Source organism: Dyella acidisoli (assembly GCF_030160295.1).
Taxonomy (GTDB): Bacteria; Pseudomonadota; Gammaproteobacteria; order Xanthomonadales; family Rhodanobacteraceae; genus Dyella_B; species Dyella_B acidisoli.
Genome location: NZ_BSOB01000008.1, coordinates 47,970 through 71,956, shown reverse-complemented (window position 1 = coordinate 71,956; position 23,987 = coordinate 47,970). Strand labels below are relative to the sequence as shown.

The following is a 23,987-nucleotide window of genomic DNA, read 5'->3' as shown; positions in this document are numbered from 1 at the left end:
GCCGCGGGGCCGGGAGAGCCTGACGGCCGCCACGCAGACGGCCGAACGCTTATTGTAACGGGCGGCTGCGACAATTTGAGGTCAGTGCAGGTCTTTGCTCTCTCTCCCCTTTGGGAAGAGGGAGTTACTGCGGCACGACGCCAACCGTTACCGCTACAATTGCATTTCTTTAACCACGTCTCCCAGGATTCTCTCGTCATGTCGCAGCCCAGCTGGTTCACCGAAGCACACCAGGCTTCCGGTTCCTCCATCGGTTATCGCCTTGAAAAGCCGCTGCATGCCGAGAAAACACCATTCCAGACCATCGAGATCTACCAGACCACCGACTGGGGCAACCTGATGGTGATCGATGGCTGCGTGATGCTCACCAGCCGCGACAACTTTCTCTATCACGAGATGATGACCCACCCGGCGCTGTTCACGCATGCGCGTGCCAAGCGCGTGGTGATCATCGGCGGCGGCGATTGCGGCACGCTGCGCGAAGTGCTGAAGCATGAAGAAGTGGAACACGCAGCACAGGTAGAAATCGACGAGCGCGTTACGCGCCTGGCTGAGCAGTACTTTCCGGAGCTGTGCGAATCCAACAACGATCCGCGCGCGGAACTGCTCTTCATCGACGGCATCAAGTACATGGCCGAAGCGGAGCCGGAGTCGCTGGATCTGATCATCGTCGATTCCACCGATCCGGTCGGTCCGGCCGAAGGCCTTTTCAACGCGGCCTTCTACACCAGTTGCTACAAGGCGCTGCGTCACGGCGGCATCCTCGTGCAACAGAGCGAATCGCCACTGGCGCATCTGGAACTGATCAAGTCGATGCGTGCCGCCATGCGCACGGCTGGCTTCAGCGCAGTAAAAACCCTGCCCTTCCCGCAGCCGTGCTATCCCACCGGCTGGTGGAGCTGCACCATGGCGCGCAAGGGCGGCGACCTGGCCGGCTTCCGCGAGCGCGGTGCACTCAGCAAGAACTTCAGCACGCGTTACTACAACGCCGAAGTGCACAAGGGCGCGCTGGCGTTGCCGGAATTCATGCGCGAAGCGCTGGGCGAGTGATTCTGTAAGTTGGGGTGCAGGCCCCAACTTGGGGATTCCGAAATACGTGGCGACGTTGGGGTTTGCACCCCAACTCACCGGGCGAATCCCTTAGAACAACCGATCACGCACCTTCGGCAGCAGCACAAGCACGAGCGTCGCAAACGGACCAAACAGCACCGACAGCAGGAACCACAGCACGCCGCTGCGGTTCTTGCCCTGCGCCAGGCCGGCATTGATCAAGGCCAGGGTTCCCCATCCCACAAACCATGGGGCGTTCGCCTGGGTCAACATCGAAAACGACTCCACAGCTATCTCCTGGGTTACTCGTGGGGCGGTCAAGCATGCTACATGAGCTTGCACAGCATGCCTAACACGCACGTTCAGCGAAGAAGCCGGACATTTGCCGTTCAGAACCCCCTCAATCCGCCGCAGTTATGCTGGCGGCTTTTATGACTCTACGGAGCAATCCCCATGCGCGGACGGCGCCTTATTGCCCTTACCCTGGCCAGCGCATTGACTGCGGCGGCGATAGCCGCACCCCAGGCAGCCCACCAAAGCGGCGCAAAGGCCGGGCAATCGCGCCAAACAGCGCTGATCGCCTTTCAAAACGACCTGATCAATGTCTTGGCCCCCAGCGGTGACCCGGACCGCATGCTGGCTGCCGCGCTGCTGGCCCGCCCGATGCCGAATCCGAGCAAGCTGAACAGCTTTCACGCCCTGATCGAACGCGCCAGCCACGCCGACAACGCCGGCCCTGCCATCACGTGGGCGCGTCTGGCCGACTGCAATGCCGATACCCAGTCCTGCCCCAATAGCGATGCCGTCACCCAACTTACCCAGCAGGCGCCGGACAACGCTGCCGTCTGGCTGGTGAAGCTCAGCCAGGATGTCGGCACGCTGAAAAAGGACGACGCCCGTCAGGATTTGAACAAGGCCGCATCCGCCAAGCTGTACGACGACTACAGTGGCGCCGCGCTGAAGGCCCTGGCCAATGCCGCCACGCTGCTGCCGCCGCCCACCGCCACCCTCGATCCGAACTCCGATGCCGGAGCCAATGGCGTGCAGGTACTGATCGCATACGGTTCCGCTGCCGGCATGCCGCAGCCGGCACTGCGCGACACCGCCACTTATTGCGAGGCACAGGCACCGAAAGACAGCGCCGTCAAAGACGACTGCCTGAAACTGGGCCAACTCCTGGAATGGGGTTCCAGTCCGCTGGCCCGTTCGCTGGGCCTGCATCTGCGCGAGGTGCTCAGCTCCGACGCCTCTCAGCAGCAGGACGCGCAAAACGCTCGACGCAACCTGATCTGGCAAGTGCAGAACTTCGCCCAGCTGTCCTTGCGCGCGCAGAGCGATAAAGCCCAGGCACAGCATCTGCTGGCTCTGGCTCGCAGCGGCGGTACTCAGATGAGCCTGGTGCTTGCGGCATTGCATGACGCCGGCATTGCCACGGATGCGCCGACGGATTGGCAGCCGCAAAAGGCTGGGAACGGCGGCTAAGAACAGGGACCGTAAAGCATGCGGCCCGGCATAAAAGCCGCCGCATGCTCATCTTTATCGAAGAGAACGGAAGTAACGCACTGCTGAGCGGCCGATCGCACAGGAACGCAACGTTCTCTGCTCCCCGTTCCCTATTCCCCGCTCCAACGTTACCCTTGGTCCCACCTGAACCCAGCAGGGGTAACCGATGCTCACGGTATTGGTAGCAAGCAGCAAGGGTGGTTGTGGCAAGAGCACGCTGGTTACCCAGCTTGCATCGCATTGGGCGCAGGATGGCAAGCGCACCGCCATTGTCGATAGCGATCCGCAAGGTTCCAGCTACCGCTGGGCAAGCCTGCGTCCGGACAACGTCCCCGGCGTGCTGGCGGTGGAGGGCGGACGCCGTGCGCTGGAGAAACTGCCCGAAGATACCGACCGTGTACTGGTCGACACCGCTGCCGGCTCCCACGAGAAAGAACTCGAGCCCTACGTCGAACAGGCCAACGTGGTGCTGGTGCCCGTGTTGCCCTCGTCCTTCGATCTGCACGCCACACTGAATTTCCTCGAACACCTGCGCAGCATTGGGCGGATCAAGCGCGGCAAACTGCCGGTGGCGCTGGTGGGCAACCGACTCAAACCCTGGACCCACGCCAGCCAGGACGCCATCGCGCAACTGGCCGAGCAGGCACCGTTCCCGGTGGTAGCGCAATTGCGCGATACCCAGGCCTATGTGTTGCTGACCTCATTGGGCAAAGGTATTTTCGATTACGGCTCCGAGCAGGTGCGCGGGCACCAGCAGGACTGGAACCCCCTGTTGCGCTGGATCAAGCGACAGCATTGAGGGCACCTTTTTCTTTACGATGAACCAGAACCTGCTCCAGGAGCATCCACAGTCATGCACGAATTGATCCTGTTACGTCACGCCGAAGCCCAACCCGCGCCGCCCGGCGGGGAAGACGTGGTGCGTCGCCTCAGTGGGCGCGGCGAACAGGAGGCACGCGCGGCCGGTACATGGCTTCAGAAGCACGGCAAGCGGCCCGATCGCGTGCTTTGCTCCCCTTCCGAACGCACCTGCGCCACGGCAGACCTTGCGCTTTCCGAACTGGAACACGCACCCGCGATGCAAACAGCGGCGGAAATCTACAACGCCACACCCGGCGAACTACTGGCATTGCTCGACCAGCACGGCGACGCGAACACCGTGATGCTGGTCGGCCACAACCCCGGCATCGAACGCCTGGTTGCCCTGCTGGTGGAAGGGCGCTCGGACGAATTTCGCGGCATGCCGCCGGCCGGACTCGCCGTGCTTCACTTCGATGGCCCGCTGGAACCGGGCAACGCACGACTGGATGCGTTCTGGTCTCCATGAAACGAAATGCTTCAGTGTTGCAGCGTGATACAACATGGCATCTCGCGTTTTTGTTGCTTTTCCCGTTATCCCTTCTCGCGGCCACCAACAAAACCGACTTTCGTATCGACCCGGACACATCCCAAGCCATGTTCCGGGTTCGCCTGTTGTGGCTGGAGAGCGTCAACGGTCACTTCACACACGTGGATGGTGACCTAGCGCCGGGACCCAACCCGGGCAGCTGGGTGGTGAACGCAACCATTCCAGTCGATAGCGTGGCGATGCCTACGTCGCGCATGCGCCAATGGGTGCTAGCGCCGTCGTTCTTCGATGCGCAGCATCACCCGACCATTCACTTCGTCTCCAATCCCATCGCACAGAACGAACTGGATGACGGCGGCACCCTCACCGGCTACCTCACTCTGCGCGGCGTTACCGCACCCATCCATTTCGCGTTGCAGCCCGCGCACTGCGCGCAGCTCGCACCGGCACCATGCAGGATCCTGTTGCGCGGCAACCTGCAACGCAGCACCTTCGGCATGACCAGCAATCGCCTTGCACTTTCCGATAGCGTCGACCTGAACCTCAGCATCACGCTTCAGCGCGAAACACGCTAAGGGGATGCTCTGATCAATTCCACGTAGGCGGCATAATGCCCAGAAGGCTCGCAGGGTGTGTTGCGCGATGCAGGGAAGACTGGCCGTCTTTTCAAGTCGCGCGGCACAGCCTGCGGGCCTTCTGAACATCACCCTTCGGGCCGGTCCTGTCTGTCCGCATCTCTTCGGTCCATCGTCTCGACAGACGGCCAGTCTGCCTTCGCCGATGCCCTTGTGATCTGCGAACAGACAGGGCCGGTGACGCCCACGTGGAATTGATCAGAGCACCCCTACCGTTATGATGGTCCCGCTCGATCACTCGCAGCAGGCGGGTTCCATTTGCGCATGGATCAGGAAAGCGAAAGCTATGTGGAAACATGAGCGCACAGCGCTGGGATGCACACACTTGTCTCATGACGCGTTTGCGCGGGCGGCGCACAGGCATTGAACCCGCTTCCCATGCGCATGCGCTACGGCCTTCTGCTGATCGTGCTGGCGGCATCCCTGCTGCAGGGATGCGCATTGAGCCGTGCAAAAATCCGGCAAGCTGACACCATCGTCGCGGCCAGTGTCGATCGCCAGACAACCTGCGACAGTGCCGACCACTGCCCCACACCATCGCCACTGCTGGATGCCGCCGAGAAAGTGCTGGCCGATTCCACGCCGGATAAACCTGCTCACGTTGTCACCCTGCTCGACGACAGCGAAGCCTCGCTGGCTGCGCGCATCAACCTTATCCGCGCAGCGAAAACATCGATCGACGTACAAACCTACATCTGGGATGAAGACGACGTCGGCCAACTCGCCCTCAACGAATTGGTCGCTGCTGCGCGACGCGGCGTGAGCGTGCGCATCCTTGCCGACCAGCTATTTTCGTTCGAAGATCCAGCCATTCTCGCGCAACTGGCGCGCGCCAGTCCCAACCTGGAAGTGCGGCTGTACAACCCCACCTTCCACAGCTCACGCACGTCGCCGCTGGAATTCGCAGCCGGGGTTCTGTGTTGCTTCATGACGTTCAACCAGCGCATGCACAACAAAGTGCTGGTGATCGACGACACCATCGGCATCACCGGCGGACGCAACTATCAGAATCGCTATTTCAACTGGGACAATGATTTCGATTACGTCGACCGCGACGTGATGGTTGGCGGCCCCGCCGCGCGCGACATGGCCAAGATGTTCAACCTGTTCTGGAACCACAAGCGCGCCGTACCGATCACTCACCTGCGTGACGTGAATCGCTTGATCCTAAACAATCCCGGTCCGTCGCCATGGCCCGCACCGCACTATGCCTACCCCGCTCGTGTAGATGAAGCTCAAGCCGAGGCAGAAGATCCAGAGTGGCTTGCTGAGCACATCGCCAGCAACAGCCTTTACACCAGCAAGGTGGAGTATTTCAGCGACCTGCCGGCCAAAACAGAGCAACCCACACGGCGCGAAGCGCGGGAATACACGGCGCATGTGATGCACCTGGTCAGCAGCGCGAAAAAGGAAGTGGTACTGCAGACGCCCTATCTAGTCATGAGCCGGCGCGCGAAGAAGATCTTCAAAAAGCTGCATCGCGAAAATCCTTCCCCGCAAATCATCGTCTCTACCAACTCGCTGGCATCCACCGATGCGTTTGCGGTGTATGCCCTCTCCTACAAGCACCGCAAAACCTATCTCAATGACTACGGCTTCAATATCTACGAGTTGAAGCCTCGCGCCGACCTGGCCATTGACGCGTACATGCTAGCCAATGCCGTAGATGAAGACGATGGCGCCCCCGTCATCGCGGGCGCATCAGGCTCTAAGCGCAAACGCTACCCCGGCACCGAGCGGCACCCCGGTTTTTTTGGCAGCCAAGGCAGCCGCAATCGTCCCGCGCCGCTGACCAGCCCAGGCCGGCGCTTCGGTCTGCATGCCAAGTCACTGGTCATCGACGATGATCTTGGCATGGTCGGTTCGCACAATTTCGATCCACGCTCGGACCACTACAACACCGAATCGGGCGTAATCGTGTATGACCAGCACTTCGCCGCCGAATTGCGCGACTCCGTGCTGGAAGCCACCGAGCCGCAAAACGCTTGGGTGATTGCTCCGCGCAAACCGGTCATTCCTGTGCTTGGCCAAATCAGCCAGGCCATCGGCGATATCTCTGCCATGCTGCCTTTGTTCGACATCTGGCCGATCCGCTACGCCACCAGCTACGAGATGAAGCCCGATCCTGACTGCCCACCGATGCAGCCAAACAATCCCGACTTCAGCCGTTGCTACACGGCGGTGGGGGACTTTCCGGATGTGGCGATTTCGCCGAAATTGATCTACACGCGATTGATTACGGCGTTTGGTGCTGGTGTGAACGGCGTGCTTTGATTTGCCCGCTTTTGCTCCCTCTCCCCTCTGGGGAGAGGGTTGGGGTGAGGGGTCAACCTTGCCACGAAGCGACGACACTCCTCACGGCCGTCATTCCTGCGAAAGCGGAAGCGCTTTCGCAGGAATGACGGCCATGAGAGATAACTGAACTGCTCTGCGCATTCCGCAAATACAACTCAAAGCATCTGCTCATACATGAAGTAATAGCACTGCTCCATACCCAGCTCACGATACGTCTGCTGTGCCCGCGCGTTCTCCGTTTCCACATACAACCGCAAGCCCACCGCGCCAGCCTGCTTCGCGCGCTGCGCCACATCGCCGTACAGGGCGCGAAACACACCACCTCGCCGCGCTTCCGGCGCTACATACACGCTTTGGATCCACCAGAAGTCCCCGTTGCGCCAGTCGCTCCACTCGTACGTCACCAACAGACAACCCACGGCCTGTCCATCGCGTTCGGCGACGAAGTAGAGCCCGCGGCGGGGCTCATCAAGCACCGCCGTCACACCACGCAGCAACACCTGCGGATCCAAGCGCTTCTGCTCGGTTTCCCATGCCATCGCCACATTCCATTCTGCGATGGCAGCAATATCCCCGCGCTGGGCAGGACGAACAGTCAATGACGACACCGTGTACTCCCTCTACGTTATGACTTGCGCCGCGTGCGCGATGCACCCAGCTTGCGCGTAAGCGTATTGCGACCTACACCCAGCGCCGCCGCTGCATGCTGGCGATGCCCCTCGTTGGCGGCCAGCGCAGCTTCCATCAACACGCGATCGAGTGATTCGCGTGCGCGTGTGTGGATATCCGCTTCGCCACGCTCCAGCGCGCGATCAGCCCAATCACGCAGAGCATCCGTCCAGTCGCCACGCTGCGCATCGGTAGATTTACCAAGATCGGCTGGCAGGATTTCCGTGCCCGCTGCGATCACCGCCAAGCGCCGGCAGAGATTTTCCAGCTCGCGTACATTGCCCGGAAAATCCCGCTGTGCAATGGCTTTCAGCGCAGCCTTCGAAAAACGCTTAGGCGGAAGGCGTAGTTCCTGCACCGCAGTAGCGAGAAAATGCTGCGCGAGCAACGCGATATCGCTGCGCCGCTGCCGTAACGGCGGCAGTTCGATGCGCACCACGTCGAGGCGATGCTTGAGGTCCGCGCGAAACTGCCCCGCAGCCACACGCGCATCCAGATCCTGATGCGTGGCCGCGACGATGCGTACGTTGCAACGAATCAGCTCACGCCCGCCTACGCGATAGAACTCGCCACCCGCCAGCACGCGCAGCAAGCGCGTCTGCAGAATCAGCGGCATGTCGCCGATCTCATCCAGGAACAGCGTGCCACCTTCCGCCTGTTCGAAGCGCCCTGCTACACGACGCGTGGCGCCAGTAAATGCACCCGCTTCGTGACCGAACAATTCGCTTTCCAGCAACTCGCTGGGAATCGCCGCGGTGTTCAATGCCACGAATGGCTTGCCGCGCCGGGCACTCTCCTCGTGCAAAGCTCGCGCTACGAGCTCCTTGCCTGTACCCGTTTCACCGGTGATAAGCACGTTGAGATCACTGGCGGCGACACGGCCGATCAGCCGGAACACTTCACGCATCGGTCCGCTTTCGCCCAGCAACGCATGAGCGGGTACCGTTGGTGCGACGGACACCGCATCCGCATGCGGCACTTCTGCCAAGGCACGTTGCACGGAAGCCAAGGCCTGATCCAGATCGAACGGCTTGGCCAGGTAATCCACCGCGCCCGCGCGATAGGCCGCCGCGGTCGTCGCGACGTCCGTGTAAGCACTCATCACGATCACCGGCTCGATGCCTTGCGCGCGTAACTCGTCCAGTAAGGCAAGGCCGCCTTCGCCTGGCATGCGCACGTCGGTAATCACCAAGGCCGGCGTCGCCTCTTGTAGCGCTTTGCGTACACTTGCCGTGTCTTCGAACTCGCGTACTTCCAGTCCGGCATCACGCAACGCTTCGGCCAGCACAAAACGCACGCCGCGATCGTCATCAACGATCCATATGCCAGAGCGGTCGTTGGATTTAGCCATTAGAACGCCCCGTCGATACTGCAGCGCCTACGCGCGGCGGCAAAGGTAGATAAAGCGAAAACACCGTTTCACCGGGACGACTCACGTAGCGCAATTCGCCCCCGTGTTCGTAGGCGATTTCGCGCGACAAAGCCAGCCCTAAACCGGTGCCATCCACGCGTCCGGAAACCAAAGGTTCGAACAAGGTATCGCGCAAGGCCGTGGGCACACCGGGGCCATCGTCCATCACATCCAGCCGCAACGCGCTGCGGAACATGCGATCGCCCAGACGCACTCCGTGCTCGACACGGCTGCGCAAAGTGAGTGTTTTTGCGCCAGCCTCGATCGCATTACGCGCAAGGTTGAGCAACACCTGCTGCAGACGATCCGCATCGCCCTCTACATCCGGCAAGCTTGGGTCATAGTCCTGACGCAAGCGCGGCGGCGAAGGCTCCGCGCGAATCAATTCGCCGACGCGTTCCATCAACTTATGCAAATTCACCGCTACCAAGCGCGGCGCGCCATCGTGATGCAGCAACCGGTTGGCCAGTGCGGCGAGCCGATCCGCCTCCTTGATCACCATGCCAGCCAGCGACTGCATGTCCGGATCTTCCAGCCGACGCTGCAGCAACTGCGCCGCGCCGCGCAAACCTGCCAGCGGATTCTTCACCTCATGCGCAAACCCGCGCAGCGTGGCCGATAGTGGCGAAACCGTGGACGGCGTCTCCGCCAGCGCATGCACCTCTACCAGCAGGCTGCCGCCTTCCAAGGGCTGCAACGCCACATCCACCCGCTGCCCACTCTGAATACCCGGCAGCAACACACCCCGGCACTGCACTGTCCGCTGCTCGGACAAACTCCGCTTCGCCTGCTCCGCAATCTTGGCGTCCTGCAACAACCCCTGCAGCAGCTGCCCCTGCGCATGCCGCAACCCCAACCCCAGCAATTCCGCCAACGCCGAGTTGATCCACTGCACGCGCAACGCCTCATCGACCACCGCCAAACCGGTCGACATCTGCTCTACCCAGCTTCGGGAGTGCTCGCTCATTGCACCATCATGGACAATGCGCCGGGTTGGTGCAAATTCCGCGATTGCACAAGCGGTGCTTTGACCGCTGTTGTTGTCGGGAACGCTTAACTTTGTCGCAAAACACTTAACCCTGTCGCGAACAGATAACGCTGTCGTTAAGCGACAAATTTTCGGCAAGTGCTTGATTAAGGAAGGTTTATCCTAAAATACAGGAAAATCCAAAAATCCAGGACAATTCTAAGGAATTCAAAGAGATAGCGCGAACGTCCGGTCACCCACACGAAGCCCAAAGCAAAAGCGCGCGCTCTGCCTCCGACCATACGCCCAGCAATTTGCCGGTGTCGCGCATGCGCCTGGCACAACGCCGGCCATCTACGGCGGCTGTGCTCCCATCATCCGGCCTATGACGTCCGACTTAGCCAGCTTTCGGTCGGGCTTGGGCGAGAAATGCTTCGAGTCGCGCGACCGCGAGTTGCTCCGATGTGCGAGCCTTTATCACCAACCCCTGCCACCGCCAGCGGCAAACTGTACCGCCTGCTCCCGCAAGTCCGTATGGAGTAGCGCAAGATAAATATCGCTGTTCTGCGCAAAACGCCAAGGGTGGTCACCGTCGGGATGATTGAACATCACATCCGAACGCACGGGCGTGATAACCAGCGACGCTGGCCAGAACACGTCCGACACGTATTCAAGGCCACTATCCAGCTCGTGGAGCAGGGACACGTCGAACGTCTTGGCGGACTTAGCGATATAGGCCGTGAGATCCATGCGTGGCACGCCAAGGAGATCCACCTGGCGAAGGCGTAGCAGGTTTGTCGCTGCCGACCCTGACAATCCGATGTTCTTCCAACCTGCAGAGGTGCCAGCTTGCATGAGCTGCTCGAAGCGCTGGATCAGTTCGCCCATCGATCGCGGGCGGGTGCCGGCGGCATACCGGAACCGCAATGTCTGCGGCATGGCCCTTGCGATCCCCAGCAGCTCCGGGTTGATGTCGGCCGACTTGAGGGAGAAACGTGCGTTTGCTGGACGCGATTGCTTGACGATGCCGCACCCGACCAGCTCACCCAGCACCTTGCGTACCGTGAACTGTGAGGCGCCGATCTTCTCAACAAGGGCCTCGACACTTTGGGGTCCGGCCTGATCGATATCGGCGCCGATCAACTGGCGTACCACCTCAAAGCGAAAGTTGGGTGTGCCCAGCATCACGCTGCGTGCCTGGTCAATGGCCGGATGCCGCGCGTGCGACGCGGGCTCGGGCTCTAGGATTTTCAACGTCAATCGCGACCGCAATTGCGGCGGAAAGGCCTTTAAGAGCCGGTCCCATTCGAACTGAATCGTTTGCGCACTGATGCGTCGATCTTCTATGACCAGCTCCCCTTTCCCCGCTGTGCTGGCAAGGGTTGCGGCGAGGTCCGCCACTTCCGCGCGTAGGTCACGGGTGCTTCGTGGCCTGATCGTTCGGTGATGCTTCCGGGTGTTCTTCATAGGCGACCTTCGGCGACAGCATCGAGTCTGCAACAAAATATTTTGTCTGCACCTAAATCAGCCGACGGGACCCACTTCGATTGAGTTCAAGTAACGCAACAGAGCATCGGTTCGACCTTCATCAACTAAGTCCATCGGTTTTTTCCCATTGAAATCTAGGATCGGTTGCTGCAGCCATGCGATGGCTCGGGCGCGATCTCCCGAAATTGCTTCGGCTGCCCGAAGCACACGTTGCACATTGAGATCATCAACGCTTGCCATGCATCACCCCGCCTGTTGTCGTCGCCATTCGCGCCAGTGACCCGAATCGGGCCAGCGGTGCAGAGCCTCCGTGAGCGCACACGGAACCGGCCCGGGGTCACTCATCTCTTCTTAATACGATTGAAATCGGTGCCACCGGCCGCGCTCTAACCGTATTGAATTCCCGCTGCCTCGATTTCGGCGACTTCTACCACCTGAGGGCGTTCGATATCCAGCACGTCCGCAAGTCGCGCCGAAACAATGACGACCGTTTGCTGCAGCGAACCAAGCGGCTACCCAAACCGGAAAACCGGAGGTGTCGTGAAACGTTCGGACTCACACATTTTTCTGGAATAATGGGCGGCGCCGACTTACGCTCGCGCCGCAACGATGCCTCATTGACGTGACGGCATCGGTCGTTGGTAAAACGGTGTGATGCCGGCCTGCGCAAGGCCTTCTCGATGAGCTGGTTCGTCGGGCAGAAAGCGGATGATAAAAGACGCTGTTTTGGCTCCCGCGTGGACTGCTATTGCCATCAACGTATCTGCCAACTCCTGATCGGCAGATTCGTTCAACCCCAACACAATCTCGGTGCGAGGCTTCTTACCTCGCCTAAGTTCATAAAGGAACGCTTGATCGACGCGACCCGTGGCGTTAAACCACTGTGCTAGTTTGACTGCAATGGGATAGAGCGCGTCGTCGGGCAACTGGAACACCCAAGGTGCGCGGCGGGACGGCCATTCGGTGTCATAGTGAGCTTCGGCACTATAGCGGCGTAACAAAGCTCGCTGCCGCTCCCGCAGTTCGAATGGCGCCACCGACAGCGGATTGATGATATACGTTTGATCGCCACCGGCTGCTAGCAGCACCCGCATGGGAACCTGCGTGAATTTAGCGGGTGCCGGCAGCGCATATGTTAGATGGGTGGCACAGATAAAGACGGGCACAAAGGTCACGCCATCGGTTTCGCGTCGCCATTGCACAAGATTGCGTTCTGGGGCCGCATCGCCGGGCCCAGGCGGTTGCCGCAAGATCACCACCACCCGTTGATGAACTAGTTGGCGCAAGAAGGCCGCTTCCATTTGAGGATTACGGCTGGCCTGAAGCCACAGTGGCTCTAGATGATCATCTCCTGCATGCGCCATTGAGATTTTCCTACTCATTCACCCACGCGGAGGCATTGGTTAGGAGCGCTGTCAAAGATAGCGCCTATAAAGCGCATCAATGAATAGTGCGATGACGTGCCATGCCTAATCGATATGCACGCAGATCCATCGGTCGCTGGTGAGCGCGATCGCCTTTTCGGCCGCGGAATGCGATTACACGGTTTCATTCTGCGGGTTGCGCCGGTGTTTCATGAGAGGGTTTGCAACGTTCCTTGTACAGCGGCGCATAACGGTCTAGGAATTCAAACATGGATCCTTTGTGTCGCAACGCCTCGCTCGGCAGGGAAACATCGAGGTTTCGTGCGATATCCAGTGCGTAGGCCACCTGCTTCGAGGTCGGCGGGCGAAGATCGGCATCGACAAGCTCTTGAAGTCGTTCGCATAGCCGTTCTTCGAATTGCGGCTTTAATTTGGCCTCGGAGGCCCGCTGAAGTTGGACGCTCAATATGTATCGCGCTTCGTCGTTGAGTGGAATTTCAAACGATACATCTAAGTCATCGTCGACAAGCTTGAGTGCCATGACATTCTCAATGGTACACGTAGCAATTGATTGGCAATTGCGGCAACTGCGGAGCAGACGCACAGCGACCGACACGTTCTAGCTTATCGGTTAAAAAAGCTTCTTAGTTCTGAGCACAAGGCGGGAAATGCTTGTGCTTCCTTCTCAGTAAGCCTGATTCTGCGCGCGCGCCTTTTGTTGCAGCTGGCGACGTTTTTCAGCGTCCACTTCTGTCTGCATGACCCTATCCTCTGCCGCATCGATGTAGTAAAGGTAGGTCGTCGTGTCAGGCCAGCCGCGCCTTACTGTGATGCTCATACTGCTAGGAAAATTCCAGGTGGCGGTGACCTCGCCTAGATTGATATCGCCCGTGCGAGTGGACGGAGGTCCATATTTGGATTGAACTAAGGCGATGACCTTCCCTACCAATTGGGTGTCCATAGAGCCTTGGAATGTATATTTGCAGTCAGCAAATACGTGCGTGGCCGCCACGTAACCCACTTGAAATTCACTGGCTCCGTCCAGCACAGAACTAGGATCGTACAGGTCGACCCAATAGCTATCGTCCTCGCGCTTTGCGATCATGCCGTGTGATTTGAGTGCTTCACGCAAGTGAGCGCGCGTTGCGCCCTTAAGCGGTATGCCGAACAACGTTAGTGGGGCGGGTGCTGCGTAAGCCAGGCCACAGGCGAGCATCAGGGCGCCGCACGCGATGGCGCTCCAGATTCGCCTTTTCATGGCTCCCCCTCGTAGGGTGGATTCATGGTCACTTGGTCCGCTGTGGTTAGGTGCGACACGAACTGCGATACGTGGGACTGATCGAAATCTTTTGCCCACTGTGGTGGCGCATCCGGTCAGCGAAAGCACGGGCGCCGTAACGGCCCCGATCTTCAATAAGGTGTTCATCTCTGGATTCCCCTGTTAGTTGCGCCGCCCCAGCTCAGCCGGTGGCGCCCAGGAAGGCTGCCGGACCGTCGCCTGAGCGCAATCGTTCGCCTGATTTTGACTTGAACTTAAAAACGGTTCAAGCCTGGGTTTCCGAAAAGCCCGCAAATGGCGAGTTTCCACCTGGCATTTCGGCTTTTTTCCTGCGCAGTTGTTGCGTAGAAATTGGTCATGAACCAAAGAATAGGTCATGAGCGGACCACCCTATGGTGGGCGCCATGTCGACCACACGAAAGACAAAAAGCGTAGAAAAAGGGGAATACGCCGTGGCATGGGCGTTGTTGAAGGCCGCCCGTCAGGCCGCAAAGCTCACTCAACGGCAGCTTGCTGCGAAGTTAGGCCGGTCGCAAACGTTCGTTGGGGACGTGGAACTGGGCCGTAGGCGCTTGGACATACTTCAAATTTACGAATGGACAAGGGCCTGCGGGGTCACCCTTAGCGCCTATGCACAACAGGTGGAAGCCATGCTGGATGCTTTGCCCAAGAACATGCCCGCCTCCGTTCGCGTCCCCAAGCCACGTGCATCCAGGGTCGAGAAGTGAAAACGCCGCCCCCTAAGGGACGGCGGTCGGTGCATCGGTCATCCTTGGTCACAGCGGGCCCACTGCTTGATGCCTGACTTCCCGGCAGCACACATGATGAGCGTGTTCGAAGGGCCAATTCAAGGGTGTGAGCCGTTTTCCGGTTCTGGGCTGGGGTGAGCCAAGAGAGCGGATATGCTTCACCCAGGTTTCACGTGCCACCATGTCACATCGCGGGGATTGTTGGTGGGTGAGCTGGCATCAAGGATTTCCATGGGGGAGGCGATGCAGGCAGGACCAAGGGCGGTGGCCCTTCTACGGCAGGCGGGAATAGCGACGATCTACCTGATCGCGCTGGTTTTGGCCCGTCACGTGTCGATCAATCACTGGATTTTGCTGACGGGCTTCCATTTGGCGGTCCTGATGCTTGTCCCGTATCGGTTTTGGCCTGCGCTTTTTGTCGGCGACCTGGCGCGTCAGGCTTATATCAGTGCCACCTGCCTCGATGCGCCCTGGCAGCGCTGCCGAAGTTATCGAGCACCGCCGGTGCTTACGCTCGGATTGCTGGTCAACATCGCGACCGCTGTTGGAAACACCCTTGCCATTGGAAAGCTTGCTCTCTACGGCCCCATTTAATCCCCTAGTCCGCATTATGAGCATCATCATCGACGGGAATCTCCATGGAGAGCATGCCGCGATCAGAACCTTCCGTTCGATGTCCCTCTAGACGTCCAGAATACGGGTAGGAATTTGAGTGGTCGGCATCGACGGGAATCTCCAGAGACGGGAGTTTTGCGAATTGAGCTTCGTAATCCGGATCTTCACCCCCACCAACATACTCGAGATAGGCCGCCCAATTTAAATGCGCTTCGATGAGTCGACGGTTCCCAGTCAACCACTCATTGAAGCGTGTACGTTCTTGAAACCCAACATGCCAGATTTTTGAATCTGTCAAAGCACACGCCTTCATTAAGATGCGACGTCTCCAGCGACGCTCCACCTTCCCACTTGTTACTTGGTCAGCGCTACGAGACGGGCGCCCACGTCCCTCACGTTTGGCCTCTTTGGATTCGAGCAGAACAAGCGTTCTTGCACTTTCCCATGCTTTTGCACTGGGTTCAAAGTCTGGTATCCACGCAAGCGCACGCGTCCTGACCACGTAATTCCACGTATCAGCTGCTTCTCCTCGCCATCGTGCACCGAAGGTATAACAAGCCTTCTCAAGAACACGATATATCTGGTGTGCGAATTTCGTGTTGCCCACATCAAGGCTACGCCGTAAAAGCAACACGAGAGCAAGGATGCCGTCCAACGTTGCCAGAGACTCGGCAACTTTGGAATTCTTAAACGAAAGAAGCACGGGTTCATAATCGTATTCACCCGGACCGTAGATTTTGACGCTGAAGTGTTCTCGCCACTCGACACTTAGTCCCCTCGCGTGACCTGCGTCGACGATATCAATGACAACTAGCCCCACGTTTTTGAGGGCTTTTTCCAGTAGCTCGTCTCGCCGATGTTCGCCCCATGAACGATCTTCCAGCACTCGCCAAAGCGAGTGACGATAGACCTCTCGCAAATGGCTATATGGCCTCTTTCTACAAACGTGATCCAGCAACGAAAGGGTCGCCGTTATTTGGACCCGACCTGGGTCAAACCCGTCATCTGCGATGGACTGAAACCTTCTTCCTAGAGGAAACCCTTTCATCAGAGGGCCTTTATCCAGCTCAAGTGCTGCCCCAACACCCACTGCATCCTGCAAATCGGACAGCCAACACCATGCCCGTACACGCTTAACGGGGTCGGCAAAGCTGCATGAAGGCCGTCCTGGAGCCATTAGAGCGTAATTCCCCATTTTTGTTTGGTCGGAGAAAACAGTATGCGGCTTACGATGCGCACCAGTCCATCGGAGACCCCATATGTCCGCATTTGTCCGACCCATTGGTCACCAAGCGATAAAGAATCCAATTGAAATCAGCCTCTTAGGCGCTCACGGGGAACTGATGACCGGCGCCGATCTTCGACGCTTATTGCGCATGAACCACGAGAGAGCCTTTCGGCGGGCCGCCGCGGCAGGCCGTCTGCCGGTGAGCGTATTTCGGCTCCCTGGACGGAAGGGGTGGTTTGCCCGGACACGAGACGTTGCCGCTTGGCTGGCTTCTATTGACGTATCTGCCATCTGCCCTGGCGATGAATCTACGCCTGCGTCAATGGCCCAGCTGTCTAGCCAGGAACTGCGCCCCAAGAGTGCCCATTCCACAAACAAACGGTGCCGCGACGAAGACGCGTCCGACTAGCTTCTGGGCTTTTGCACGCATCCCTTACTAGCGGAACGTGAGGCAAGGACTCCCTCCACGACACCCATCACATCAAAAAAGGAGTCTCTATCAGCTAACTGCTCGACTGCCGTTTTCGAATTTCGCAGAGCCTGAAGCAAAACGGCCTACGAGACTGCGAATCTCGTAGGCCGGCACTGCTGTCGATTGCCACCGACAGACTCATGCTAGCCCAACCCCTTCGTAGGGCAAGGGCGAGTTTTGCCTAGGGCTCCACTTTTTATGGCCGATGGCCATCTCAAGCATGGAGCTTGTTTTTCTATGAGGAAATATCGTGAATTGAAGGTGGCGTACCGCAATTCGTCCATCAAGGACCGAATCGAACCCGTACTGGCCTCGTCGTCAGCCGATCCCACCATCAAAGTGTTCTGGAATCATCGTCGCGTACCTCTGTCGTACGGTCGCCATCACACCGGCTACCTTTGTGCATTCTTGGGCCAACCGATGCTTCGTGTGGAAAGCGCACTGGAACGGCGCGTGCTGCGCGAACTGGCGGATGATCCGTCGTGCCAGGCGTTGGCCACGCAACCTGCAACGTTTGAATGGCATGAGGACGGCCATGCACGCCGCTACACGCCCGATGCGCTCGTCCTGCTCGACCATCCGCCGACGCACTGGGCAATGCTGGGATTGAGCAACCTTTGCCTCGTCGAGGTGAAACCGCCGACCGTGACGATCGACCCCAAGGTCTGGGAACTGCGGCGCCGTATCGTGGCCGCTGCGTTAGGTCTGCCGCTGGTGCGGTTGCCATCGCTGCAGGAGGTGCACCATGCAGTTTAAGTCCGGCATGGAGGTTGTCTATCGCGAACGCCGCATGGAAGTACTGGATGCCTCCGGCGATACCGTCACGCTCATCGCTCGCACCGATTCGGGTGAGATCTACGAATGCAAGGCCACTGAACTCACGTTAGCCACCGACAGGCCTTTGCCGCTGGCCCCCGCAGAGGCGTCGGCATGGCAAGAGTGGGACCAATACGCTCAGGCCGCACGAAAGATCCTCGCGGCGCAGACACCCGCTGAAAAGAAACAACGCTACGAAGAGTCGTCGGAGCAATTAGGTCTTTCCCTTCGCACCATGCAGCGAAAAGTCAGGCAATTTCGTATCCAGGGCACGGTCAGTGCGATGAAGCCCGAAAAGAGCGGCCGTCGCACAGGTGTTCGGCTGCTCTTGCCGAAAGTCGAAGAAATCATCGCGACCCAGCTGAATGAGCGATGGCTTAAAGAAACCAAACCGTCGCTCACAGATGCCATTGAGCACATCCACAAGGAATGTCGGAAGTTCCAGTGCCCTCTGCCTAGTCCGACCACCATTCGGCATCGCGCAAGTCAACTCGATGAATATGAACGTATCAGACGGCGTGAAGGGGCCAAGGCCGCCAAATACAAGTTGACCCCCATGACGGGCTCCTTCGAGGTGTGGAAACTTTTGGAGTACGTCCAGATCGACCACACGCTCGCCGATGTCCTCCTCGTATCTGAATTCGATCAGACCATCGTCATAGGACGACCGTGGGTGACGCTCGCCATTGATGTGAAATCGCGGATGGTAGTCGGGGTTTATATCTCACTAGAACCACCGAGCGCCATCTCGGTAGGCATGTGCTTGGCCCATGCCATCCTTCCAAAGTCCGACTTCCTCGCAACACTCGGCATTGACGGTGAATGGCCCGTCCATGGCGTCATGCTACTCGTCCACGCCGATAACGCACGGGAGTTCCATAGCGAAGCACTCCAAAACGGTTGCACAGATATCGGTATCGATTTGCAAAACCGCCCTGTGGACGCGCCTCATTATGGTGGCATCATCGAACGACTGATCGGCACGTTCATGGGTAAATGCCGGCTTCTCCCCGGAAGCACGCAGCGCAATGTCGTCGAACGCGGTGACTATGACGCTGAACGTGACGCACGCATGACGCTCTCAGCGTTCAAAGCCTTTTTTGTGAACGAAATCGTGCGCGGCTATCACGTTACTAGGCACCGGACACTGGACGTACCGCCCTTGATGAAATGGCGTGAGTTAGCGGCAGAGCACAACGCCGGGCGCCCTTTGCCATCGGGCTATGCGCCCTGGCAAATTCCCGTCCTTTTCTATCCCTTCGCAATGCGGTGTATTCGCCGGACCGGCATTGAATTCGGCGGGCGTTTTTACTGGGCGGATGAACTGACCGAATGGGTGGGGCGGAAAGAAAAGTGCGCCATCCACTTCCACCCCGGCGATGCCTCCAAGGTCTATCTGCGCGGACCCAGCGGAGCAATTGTCGTCGCTTTGCACACCAAGGGCGACACACGCTGCATCGCTTTTGAGGAGCTTCGCCTGCAACGCCAACGAAATGCAGCACTATCTGAAGCACCTGAACTTCTTGCATATAAAGATGCTGGGCTCGACTTCAGAGATGCCAACACGAATCAGGCCATAGCCAGCACGAAGGCTGCTCATCGCGCTGCCGCTATTCAGAAGACGCGCGAAGCGCAAACAAGAGATGTGCCATTACCCAGCAGCTCCACACCCCCCCAGTCTCCCGCATCTACCGTTCTGGTTTTTGATCGAGACATACGTGATTTTGGAACCTACAGGAAGAGCGCCTAAACTTATGGATAGCCGCATCAACGAAGAACATATCTCCACTCCGGTGAACTCCCCACTGCCGGACATACCGTTGAATACCACGAGCACGGATGATGATGTCCTGTATGCGCACCTGAATCCCACGCTTCGCGCCGATGCAGCCTTACCAGCTGCTGTGCGTATGGAACTTATCAAGCACGGCGGCGTGATCGAGCACAAGGCCTACCGTACAGCCATGGACTATGCCCACTGGTTACTGACGCAACCTCTGGGCGTAGCACCCATGGGGATGCTGGTGACGGGCGAACCCGGCGCAGGTAAAAGTACGGTAGGGAACGAACTGGTGCGCATCGGGCAAGGCCGCGTTCTCATGTTTCAGGCAGGTGGTGCGCGCAATATGCGCGACATCTATGGACGCATCATCGAGGCCTTGGAAGGACTCGTTTCAAAAAATGCCCGCACATCAGATCGTCAACACACCGTATTCCGTCTTTTCAGGGCTATGAATATCCGGGGCCTGGTGGCCGACGAAATCCAGGATGTGAAGGATGGCACCCAACGCGAACACCAACAGGTACTGACCAGCCTGAAGATGATCATGAACGAAGCAAAAGTGGCTTTGATTTGTTTGGGCACGCCCGAATCCGATCAAGCCCTTCGCATAGATAAGCATCTTAAGGCGAGGTTGCGTCCTTTTCGGCTTCCGCAGTGGCAAGCCAATCAGGATCTGGTCGATCTCCTGGGTGTGCTGGAGACCAGCTTGCCGCTGCGCAGGCCGTCCGAGCTTCGCAATGAGCAAGTCCTTAACTACCTCGCTGAGGTGTCCGAGGGTAGCCTGCGCGAGATCATGAGTCGCATTAAGTGCGCGGGTGTGCGCGCGATCTTGAGCGGTGAAGAGCGATTGGATCTAGCGGGGCTGAAAGCGGCTGAAGATCCACCTCCTCGCCCGCAGGGGTTGGAGAGTCTGCGATGATGGCACCACCCGCGATTAACGATTCGGCGCCGCGCCTGCGTTTGGCCCCGCAGGTCCTGATGCCGGGGGAAACCATTTCCTCGCTGGTGGATCGCCAAGCGTCGCTCTGGGGCGTATCAAGGATCGACCTGATGAATCAGGTCGATCCTCCCAGTGCCCTGGGGCGTCGCGATGTGGATGTGCGTCTGCCGTTGGACAAATTTCTCGATCACTACGCCACTAAAATCGGGCAGACCAGCGCGGCCTTGTCGGGTGCGCTGGCCCATTACGGTAGCCATATCGTCTTTATGTCCTACCGTAATGCTTATTGCCCGATCTGTTTTTTCGAGGACGCGGCATCCGGTTATACACCGTACTTTCGCCTGGACTGGGCGAGAGTGTTCCTGACTCATTGCCGCCAACACGGCTGCCCACTCTTTCCGTGGCCCAAGACCGCTCCCAGCGGGTTCCGACGTTTACCTCATCAATGGTTTATGGGCCAAGGACCGGCGTTGGACGATTGCCCTCAGTTCATGCAAGACCTCACCCTGGCGAAAATGTATGCGTACGGCATTCGTCCAAAGACACCTCCTTCCATAGATGCTTGGCGGCGTGTTTGCCATTTTGAGGAATGGCTCTATCAACGCAGCGTCGGTGCGCTCCAGATTTGTGAACAGCGCCGTGGCGTGAGCTCACTGGAACAAGAGGTCGTTCATCGCGCAGCAGCGTTAGCACAGTCGACGCGTCTACACGGACGACTCAAACTGGAAGGCCGCGACGGTTCGTTTGAGGAACCGCGCGTGATGACCTTTGTGATGGACGTCGGAAAAGAGCGAGCCGATCGTTGGCTGGAGCTTCGCGGGTTTCGTTCCATCGCGAAGCGCCGCGCATTGATGTACGCCACGTCATTCGACTTCATGGATGTGTAGAGAAATCGAGCCCCTTCCTAAAAATAAAGCTGCTATCACGATGAAGCTTGAAACAAATAATTTCCCCTTTGATCCATCAAGCATCAGTGCACACTCCTAATTAGGAAACGCGTTCTTTCAGCCAACCCAGTAGTCCCGCTTCCAGCACTTTTTTCGTCGATCACGCCCGGCCCCCAGAGCCTAATGTTTGGCGGTGAACCACGCTTGATGACTCCCGTGTGCCAGACGTAGAACATGCGCGTGTGCGCCGCCGAATTGAACCGTTCCGCGTAGTCATCGAACTGGCTGGTGTTGGTCTTCGACTTCACGGGCAGCCTCCAGATCGGCGCGCGCCGCCCGGACATCGGGATTGGCCATCCAAAGCGCACGAATGGGGTCCCGCCAAGGGGCCGATGTGTCGGTATCGGCGGTCGCCGATGACGGTGATGCACAGAGTGCGGGCGGCGACATCCCGCCCAGCGATAGTGCATATAGAAAACAGACAGCACCCCACGGTGCTGGGCGTAACAAAGCCATGTACTCATCTCCTGAAAACAGATACGAAGCGCGGCGCGGCCTCAGGCCGCGACACGGTCGGTCGGTGTTTTCAGGCGGCGATAGGGGGTCGAAGTAGGGATCGGGCGGGGTTCGGGACTATCCCTATAAAGGACGCCTCAGGAGTGAATGCCAAGCTCTGAGGGAGCACCGGCCAAGCCGGACCGGCAGGCACGGGCAGATTGTGCGCGCAGGTGCAGTGGCAGCCACCGGCCTCGCCAAGGAGGCAGTCCCCGTCGTCGGGCACGGATGCCTTCATCGAAGACACCTGCGTCACAGAGGTGTGCTTCCACACCGACGACGACGCTGACGGGTCTGCAAAGCAAATGGATGTTGTGATGACCTTGAAGAGCAATACAGCCACGGCCAATACCCACAGGCCCCGGGAACGGCGCAGGCGAGGCAACAGGGGCAGATAAGAGCGCTTCATGGCCCGGGATGCTACGTAGCTTTGCCGAATGTTAGACAATTTCACTCGTTTCCCGAACGCCTTGGCTCTCCGCAGCAGCGTAGGAGTTCATTGATCCGCGCGAACTATGCTCAACCTGCTGTCACGTCGAAGACAAAGCAGGTGGTGGTCGCATGCGCGTACAACTTGCCCTTTTCGTCCTCAACACGGGCTTGGGCCGTGGTGATCTGCCGGCCGCCGTGAATGACGGTACCAACCGCACGCAGCGGCCCGGTGTTGTGAGTGGCTGACCGCACGATGTTGATGCTGAGTTCGGCGGTTGTGTAGGAACGTCCGGGCGGTAGTGTGCTCTGCACAGCACAACCCATGGCCGAGTCCAACAGCGCGGCGAACCAGCCGCCGTGCACCGTACCCAGCGGGTTGTAATGCTGCATCAGCGGAATGCCTTGGAACACGGCGTGGCCGTCGTTGACCTCCAGCAGCGCCATGTTCATGGTTTCGTTCATCGGCGGATACGGTAATTCGCCGGCCATCATCGCTTCGAGAATTTCGCGTCCGCTCTTGCCGGTGAGCTGCTCGATGTGAGCGACACCGGACTTGCCACCACCAGCAAGCGAACGCTGCTGCGCTGACGTCTGCTGGGTGGTCCAATCAGTAGTTGTCATTATTGTCATGGTGTTTCCCCATGGCTAACGTTCTCGATGGCGCCTTACGTCGCGATCGTGTCTTTCAACCAAGCCCGAAGCTCTTCCTCAAACTTGAGTCGACGGGAGCCGCCGGCATGAAGCGGCGCAGCTTGCTCAGCAAGGATGCCTGGCCGCTCGGTGTGTGGCGCATGCGCCATGCGCCGAGCGCCGCTTCGACAACGGTATCGGTGACGCCTTCCGGTTCCGGCGCACCTTTGACGCTTTTGACGATGGCGCGCGATGCGAGATCGCGCTCGCGGTCATAGTCAGTGATTCTTGCGCTCGCCTGCGGCGCGTTGACGTCCAGGTTGGTGCGTGTGAAAGATGGCTCGACCAGGCTTACGCGCACGCCGAACTGGCGCACTTCGTGATCCAGCGTTTCGGAAAGCCCTTCTACCGCATGCTTGGATGCCGCATATAGCCCCATATACGGCGCCGGCAGAAACCCGAGTACCGAGCTGATGTTGACGATTCTTCCACTCCGTTGTGCGCGCATCTGCGGCAGCACTGCGCGGGCTGTGCGCAGGATGCCGAAGACGTTCGCATCGAACAGCGACGTCGCCTCGGCGACGCTCGTTTCCTCCACCGCGCCGACCAGGCTGGTGCCGGCGTTATTGACCAGCACGTCGATACGCTTGGCGCGATCGATGATGGATTGAATGCCAGATTTGACGGAAGCGTCGTTACTCACGTCCATTTCGACGAGTTCGACACCGGCCAATGGTGCTGCCTTGGCAAGGTTGCGCACGGTGCCGAAGACCCGACAACCGCGCTTGGCGAATTTCGCCGCCGTGGCGCGTCCGATACCTGACGACACACCGGTAACAACGACAACTTTGGAATCAGACATGACGCGTTC

The 23,987-nt window shown here is 58.9% G+C and carries 24 protein-coding genes; 12 read left to right on the top strand and 12 right to left on the bottom strand.

The genetic code is table 11. The features are described 5' to 3' along the window. Positions 1-198 precede the first annotated feature (198 nt). Positions 199-1,050 (top strand): polyamine aminopropyltransferase, encoded by an 852-nt coding sequence (speE, locus tag QQJ86_RS04690; RefSeq protein WP_284319759.1) that lies wholly within the window; start codon positions 199-201, stop codon positions 1,048-1,050. A 90-nt stretch (positions 1,051-1,140) separates the two neighbouring features. On the opposite strand, the gene QQJ86_RS04685 is transcribed toward speE, so the two are convergent. After that, positions 1,141-1,323: an antitermination protein NusB gene (locus QQJ86_RS04685; protein ID WP_284319780.1), complete on the bottom strand. Its 183-nt coding sequence runs from the start codon at positions 1,321-1,323 to the stop codon at positions 1,141-1,143. 180 nt (positions 1,324-1,503) lie between these two features. On the opposite strand from QQJ86_RS04685, the gene QQJ86_RS04680 reads away from it, so the two are divergent. The 5 genes from QQJ86_RS04680 (at position 1,504) to QQJ86_RS04660 (ending at position 6,810) form a co-directional block, all read left to right on the top strand. Then, entirely contained in the window at positions 1,504-2,532 is a 1,029-nt protein-coding gene (locus QQJ86_RS04680) for a hypothetical protein (RefSeq protein WP_284319758.1), read from the top strand. Between the two features lie 187 nt (positions 2,533-2,719). After that, complete coding sequence (locus QQJ86_RS04675; protein WP_284319757.1) at positions 2,720-3,352, top strand: nucleotide-binding protein; 633 nt, start codon at positions 2,720-2,722, stop codon at positions 3,350-3,352. 54 nt (positions 3,353-3,406) lie between these two features. Further along, positions 3,407-3,880: a SixA phosphatase family protein gene (locus tag QQJ86_RS04670; RefSeq protein ID WP_284319756.1), complete on the top strand. Its 474-nt coding sequence runs from the start codon at positions 3,407-3,409 to the stop codon at positions 3,878-3,880. Beyond that, entirely contained in the window at positions 3,877-4,476 is a 600-nt protein-coding gene (locus QQJ86_RS04665) for a YceI family protein (RefSeq protein ID WP_284319755.1), read from the top strand. Before QQJ86_RS04670 ends, QQJ86_RS04665 begins: the two co-directional genes overlap by 4 nt. A gap of 438 nt (positions 4,477-4,914) precedes the next feature. Further along, positions 4,915-6,810 carry a phospholipase D-like domain-containing protein gene (locus QQJ86_RS04660; protein ID WP_284319754.1) on the top strand — a complete coding sequence of 632 codons (1,896 nt, stop codon included), beginning with the start codon at positions 4,915-4,917 and terminating at the stop codon, positions 6,808-6,810. A 176-nt stretch (positions 6,811-6,986) separates the two neighbouring features. Here QQJ86_RS04660 and QQJ86_RS04655 read toward each other — a convergent pair whose 3' ends face one another. The 8 genes from QQJ86_RS04655 to QQJ86_RS04620 all read right to left on the bottom strand — a co-directional run bounded on the left by QQJ86_RS04655 (position 6,987) and on the right by QQJ86_RS04620 (position 13,988). Further along, complete coding sequence (locus QQJ86_RS04655) at positions 6,987-7,439, bottom strand: GNAT family N-acetyltransferase (RefSeq protein ID WP_284319753.1); 453 nt, start codon at positions 7,437-7,439, stop codon at positions 6,987-6,989. 17 nt (positions 7,440-7,456) lie between these two features. Then, positions 7,457-8,851, bottom strand: coding sequence for a nitrogen regulation protein NR(I) (gene ntrC, locus QQJ86_RS04650; RefSeq protein ID WP_284319752.1), 1,395 nt, complete (start codon positions 8,849-8,851; stop codon positions 7,457-7,459). Continuing rightward, positions 8,844-9,878 (bottom strand): two-component system sensor histidine kinase NtrB, encoded by a 1,035-nt coding sequence (locus QQJ86_RS04645; protein ID WP_284319751.1) that lies wholly within the window; start codon positions 9,876-9,878, stop codon positions 8,844-8,846. Before QQJ86_RS04645 ends, ntrC begins: the two co-directional genes overlap by 8 nt. A gap of 477 nt (positions 9,879-10,355) precedes the next feature. After that, entirely contained in the window at positions 10,356-11,345 is a 990-nt protein-coding gene (locus QQJ86_RS04640; RefSeq protein ID WP_284319750.1) for a hypothetical protein, read from the bottom strand. A 57-nt stretch (positions 11,346-11,402) separates the two neighbouring features. Next, complete coding sequence (locus QQJ86_RS04635) at positions 11,403-11,606, bottom strand: MbcA/ParS/Xre antitoxin family protein (RefSeq protein WP_284319749.1); 204 nt, start codon at positions 11,604-11,606, stop codon at positions 11,403-11,405. A 374-nt stretch (positions 11,607-11,980) separates the two neighbouring features. Further along, complete coding sequence (locus tag QQJ86_RS04630; protein ID WP_284319748.1) at positions 11,981-12,730, bottom strand: SseB family protein; 750 nt, start codon at positions 12,728-12,730, stop codon at positions 11,981-11,983. Between the two features lie 184 nt (positions 12,731-12,914). After that, positions 12,915-13,271: a hypothetical protein gene (locus tag QQJ86_RS04625; RefSeq protein WP_284319747.1), complete on the bottom strand. Its 357-nt coding sequence runs from the start codon at positions 13,269-13,271 to the stop codon at positions 12,915-12,917. Between the two features lie 144 nt (positions 13,272-13,415). Beyond that, complete coding sequence (locus QQJ86_RS04620) at positions 13,416-13,988, bottom strand: hypothetical protein (RefSeq protein WP_284319746.1); 573 nt, start codon at positions 13,986-13,988, stop codon at positions 13,416-13,418. Positions 13,989-14,413: 425 nt separating this feature from the next. Here QQJ86_RS04620 and QQJ86_RS04615 point away from each other — a divergent pair, with 425 nt between their 5' ends. Both QQJ86_RS04615 and QQJ86_RS04610 read left to right on the top strand, forming a co-directional pair. After that, positions 14,414-14,737: a helix-turn-helix domain-containing protein gene (locus tag QQJ86_RS04615; protein ID WP_284319745.1), complete on the top strand. Its 324-nt coding sequence runs from the start codon at positions 14,414-14,416 to the stop codon at positions 14,735-14,737. A gap of 225 nt (positions 14,738-14,962) precedes the next feature. After that, a complete protein-coding gene (locus QQJ86_RS04610; RefSeq protein WP_284319744.1) occupies positions 14,963-15,352 on the top strand; it encodes a hypothetical protein in 390 nt (129 codons plus the stop codon). Positions 15,353-15,356: 4 nt separating this feature from the next. Here the strand turns inward: QQJ86_RS04610 and QQJ86_RS04605 are convergent, their stop codons facing one another. Next, entirely contained in the window at positions 15,357-16,259 is a 903-nt protein-coding gene (locus QQJ86_RS04605) for a hypothetical protein (protein WP_284319743.1), read from the bottom strand. Positions 16,260-17,310: 1,051 nt separating this feature from the next. Here QQJ86_RS04605 and QQJ86_RS04600 point away from each other — a divergent pair. The 4 genes from QQJ86_RS04600 to QQJ86_RS04585 are packed head-to-tail and all read left to right on the top strand — an operon-like array spanning position 17,311 to position 21,499. Next, positions 17,311-17,829: a hypothetical protein gene (locus QQJ86_RS04600; protein WP_284319742.1), complete on the top strand. Its 519-nt coding sequence runs from the start codon at positions 17,311-17,313 to the stop codon at positions 17,827-17,829. After that, on the top strand, positions 17,819-19,639 hold the full coding sequence (locus tag QQJ86_RS04595; RefSeq protein ID WP_284319741.1) for a Mu transposase C-terminal domain-containing protein: 1,821 nt from the start codon (positions 17,819-17,821) through the stop codon (positions 19,637-19,639). The genes QQJ86_RS04600 and QQJ86_RS04595 overlap by 11 nt, the downstream gene beginning before the upstream one ends. 4 nt (positions 19,640-19,643) lie before the next feature. After that, a complete protein-coding gene (locus QQJ86_RS04590) occupies positions 19,644-20,591 on the top strand; it encodes a TniB family NTP-binding protein (protein ID WP_284319740.1) in 948 nt (315 codons plus the stop codon). Then, positions 20,588-21,499 (top strand): TniQ family protein, encoded by a 912-nt coding sequence (locus tag QQJ86_RS04585; RefSeq protein WP_284319739.1) that lies wholly within the window; start codon positions 20,588-20,590, stop codon positions 21,497-21,499. The genes QQJ86_RS04590 and QQJ86_RS04585 overlap by 4 nt, the downstream gene beginning before the upstream one ends. A gap of 1,074 nt (positions 21,500-22,573) precedes the next feature. Here QQJ86_RS04585 and QQJ86_RS04580 read toward each other — a convergent pair. Continuing rightward, the gene (locus QQJ86_RS04580; RefSeq protein ID WP_284319738.1) at positions 22,574-23,116 is read right to left on the bottom strand and encodes a PaaI family thioesterase; all 543 of its coding nucleotides are present in this window, start codon (positions 23,114-23,116) and stop codon (positions 22,574-22,576) included. 55 nt (positions 23,117-23,171) lie between these two features. Next, the gene (locus QQJ86_RS04575) at positions 23,172-23,978 is read right to left on the bottom strand and encodes an oxidoreductase (RefSeq protein ID WP_284319737.1); all 807 of its coding nucleotides are present in this window, start codon (positions 23,976-23,978) and stop codon (positions 23,172-23,174) included. Between the last annotated feature and the right edge of the window lie 9 nt (positions 23,979-23,987).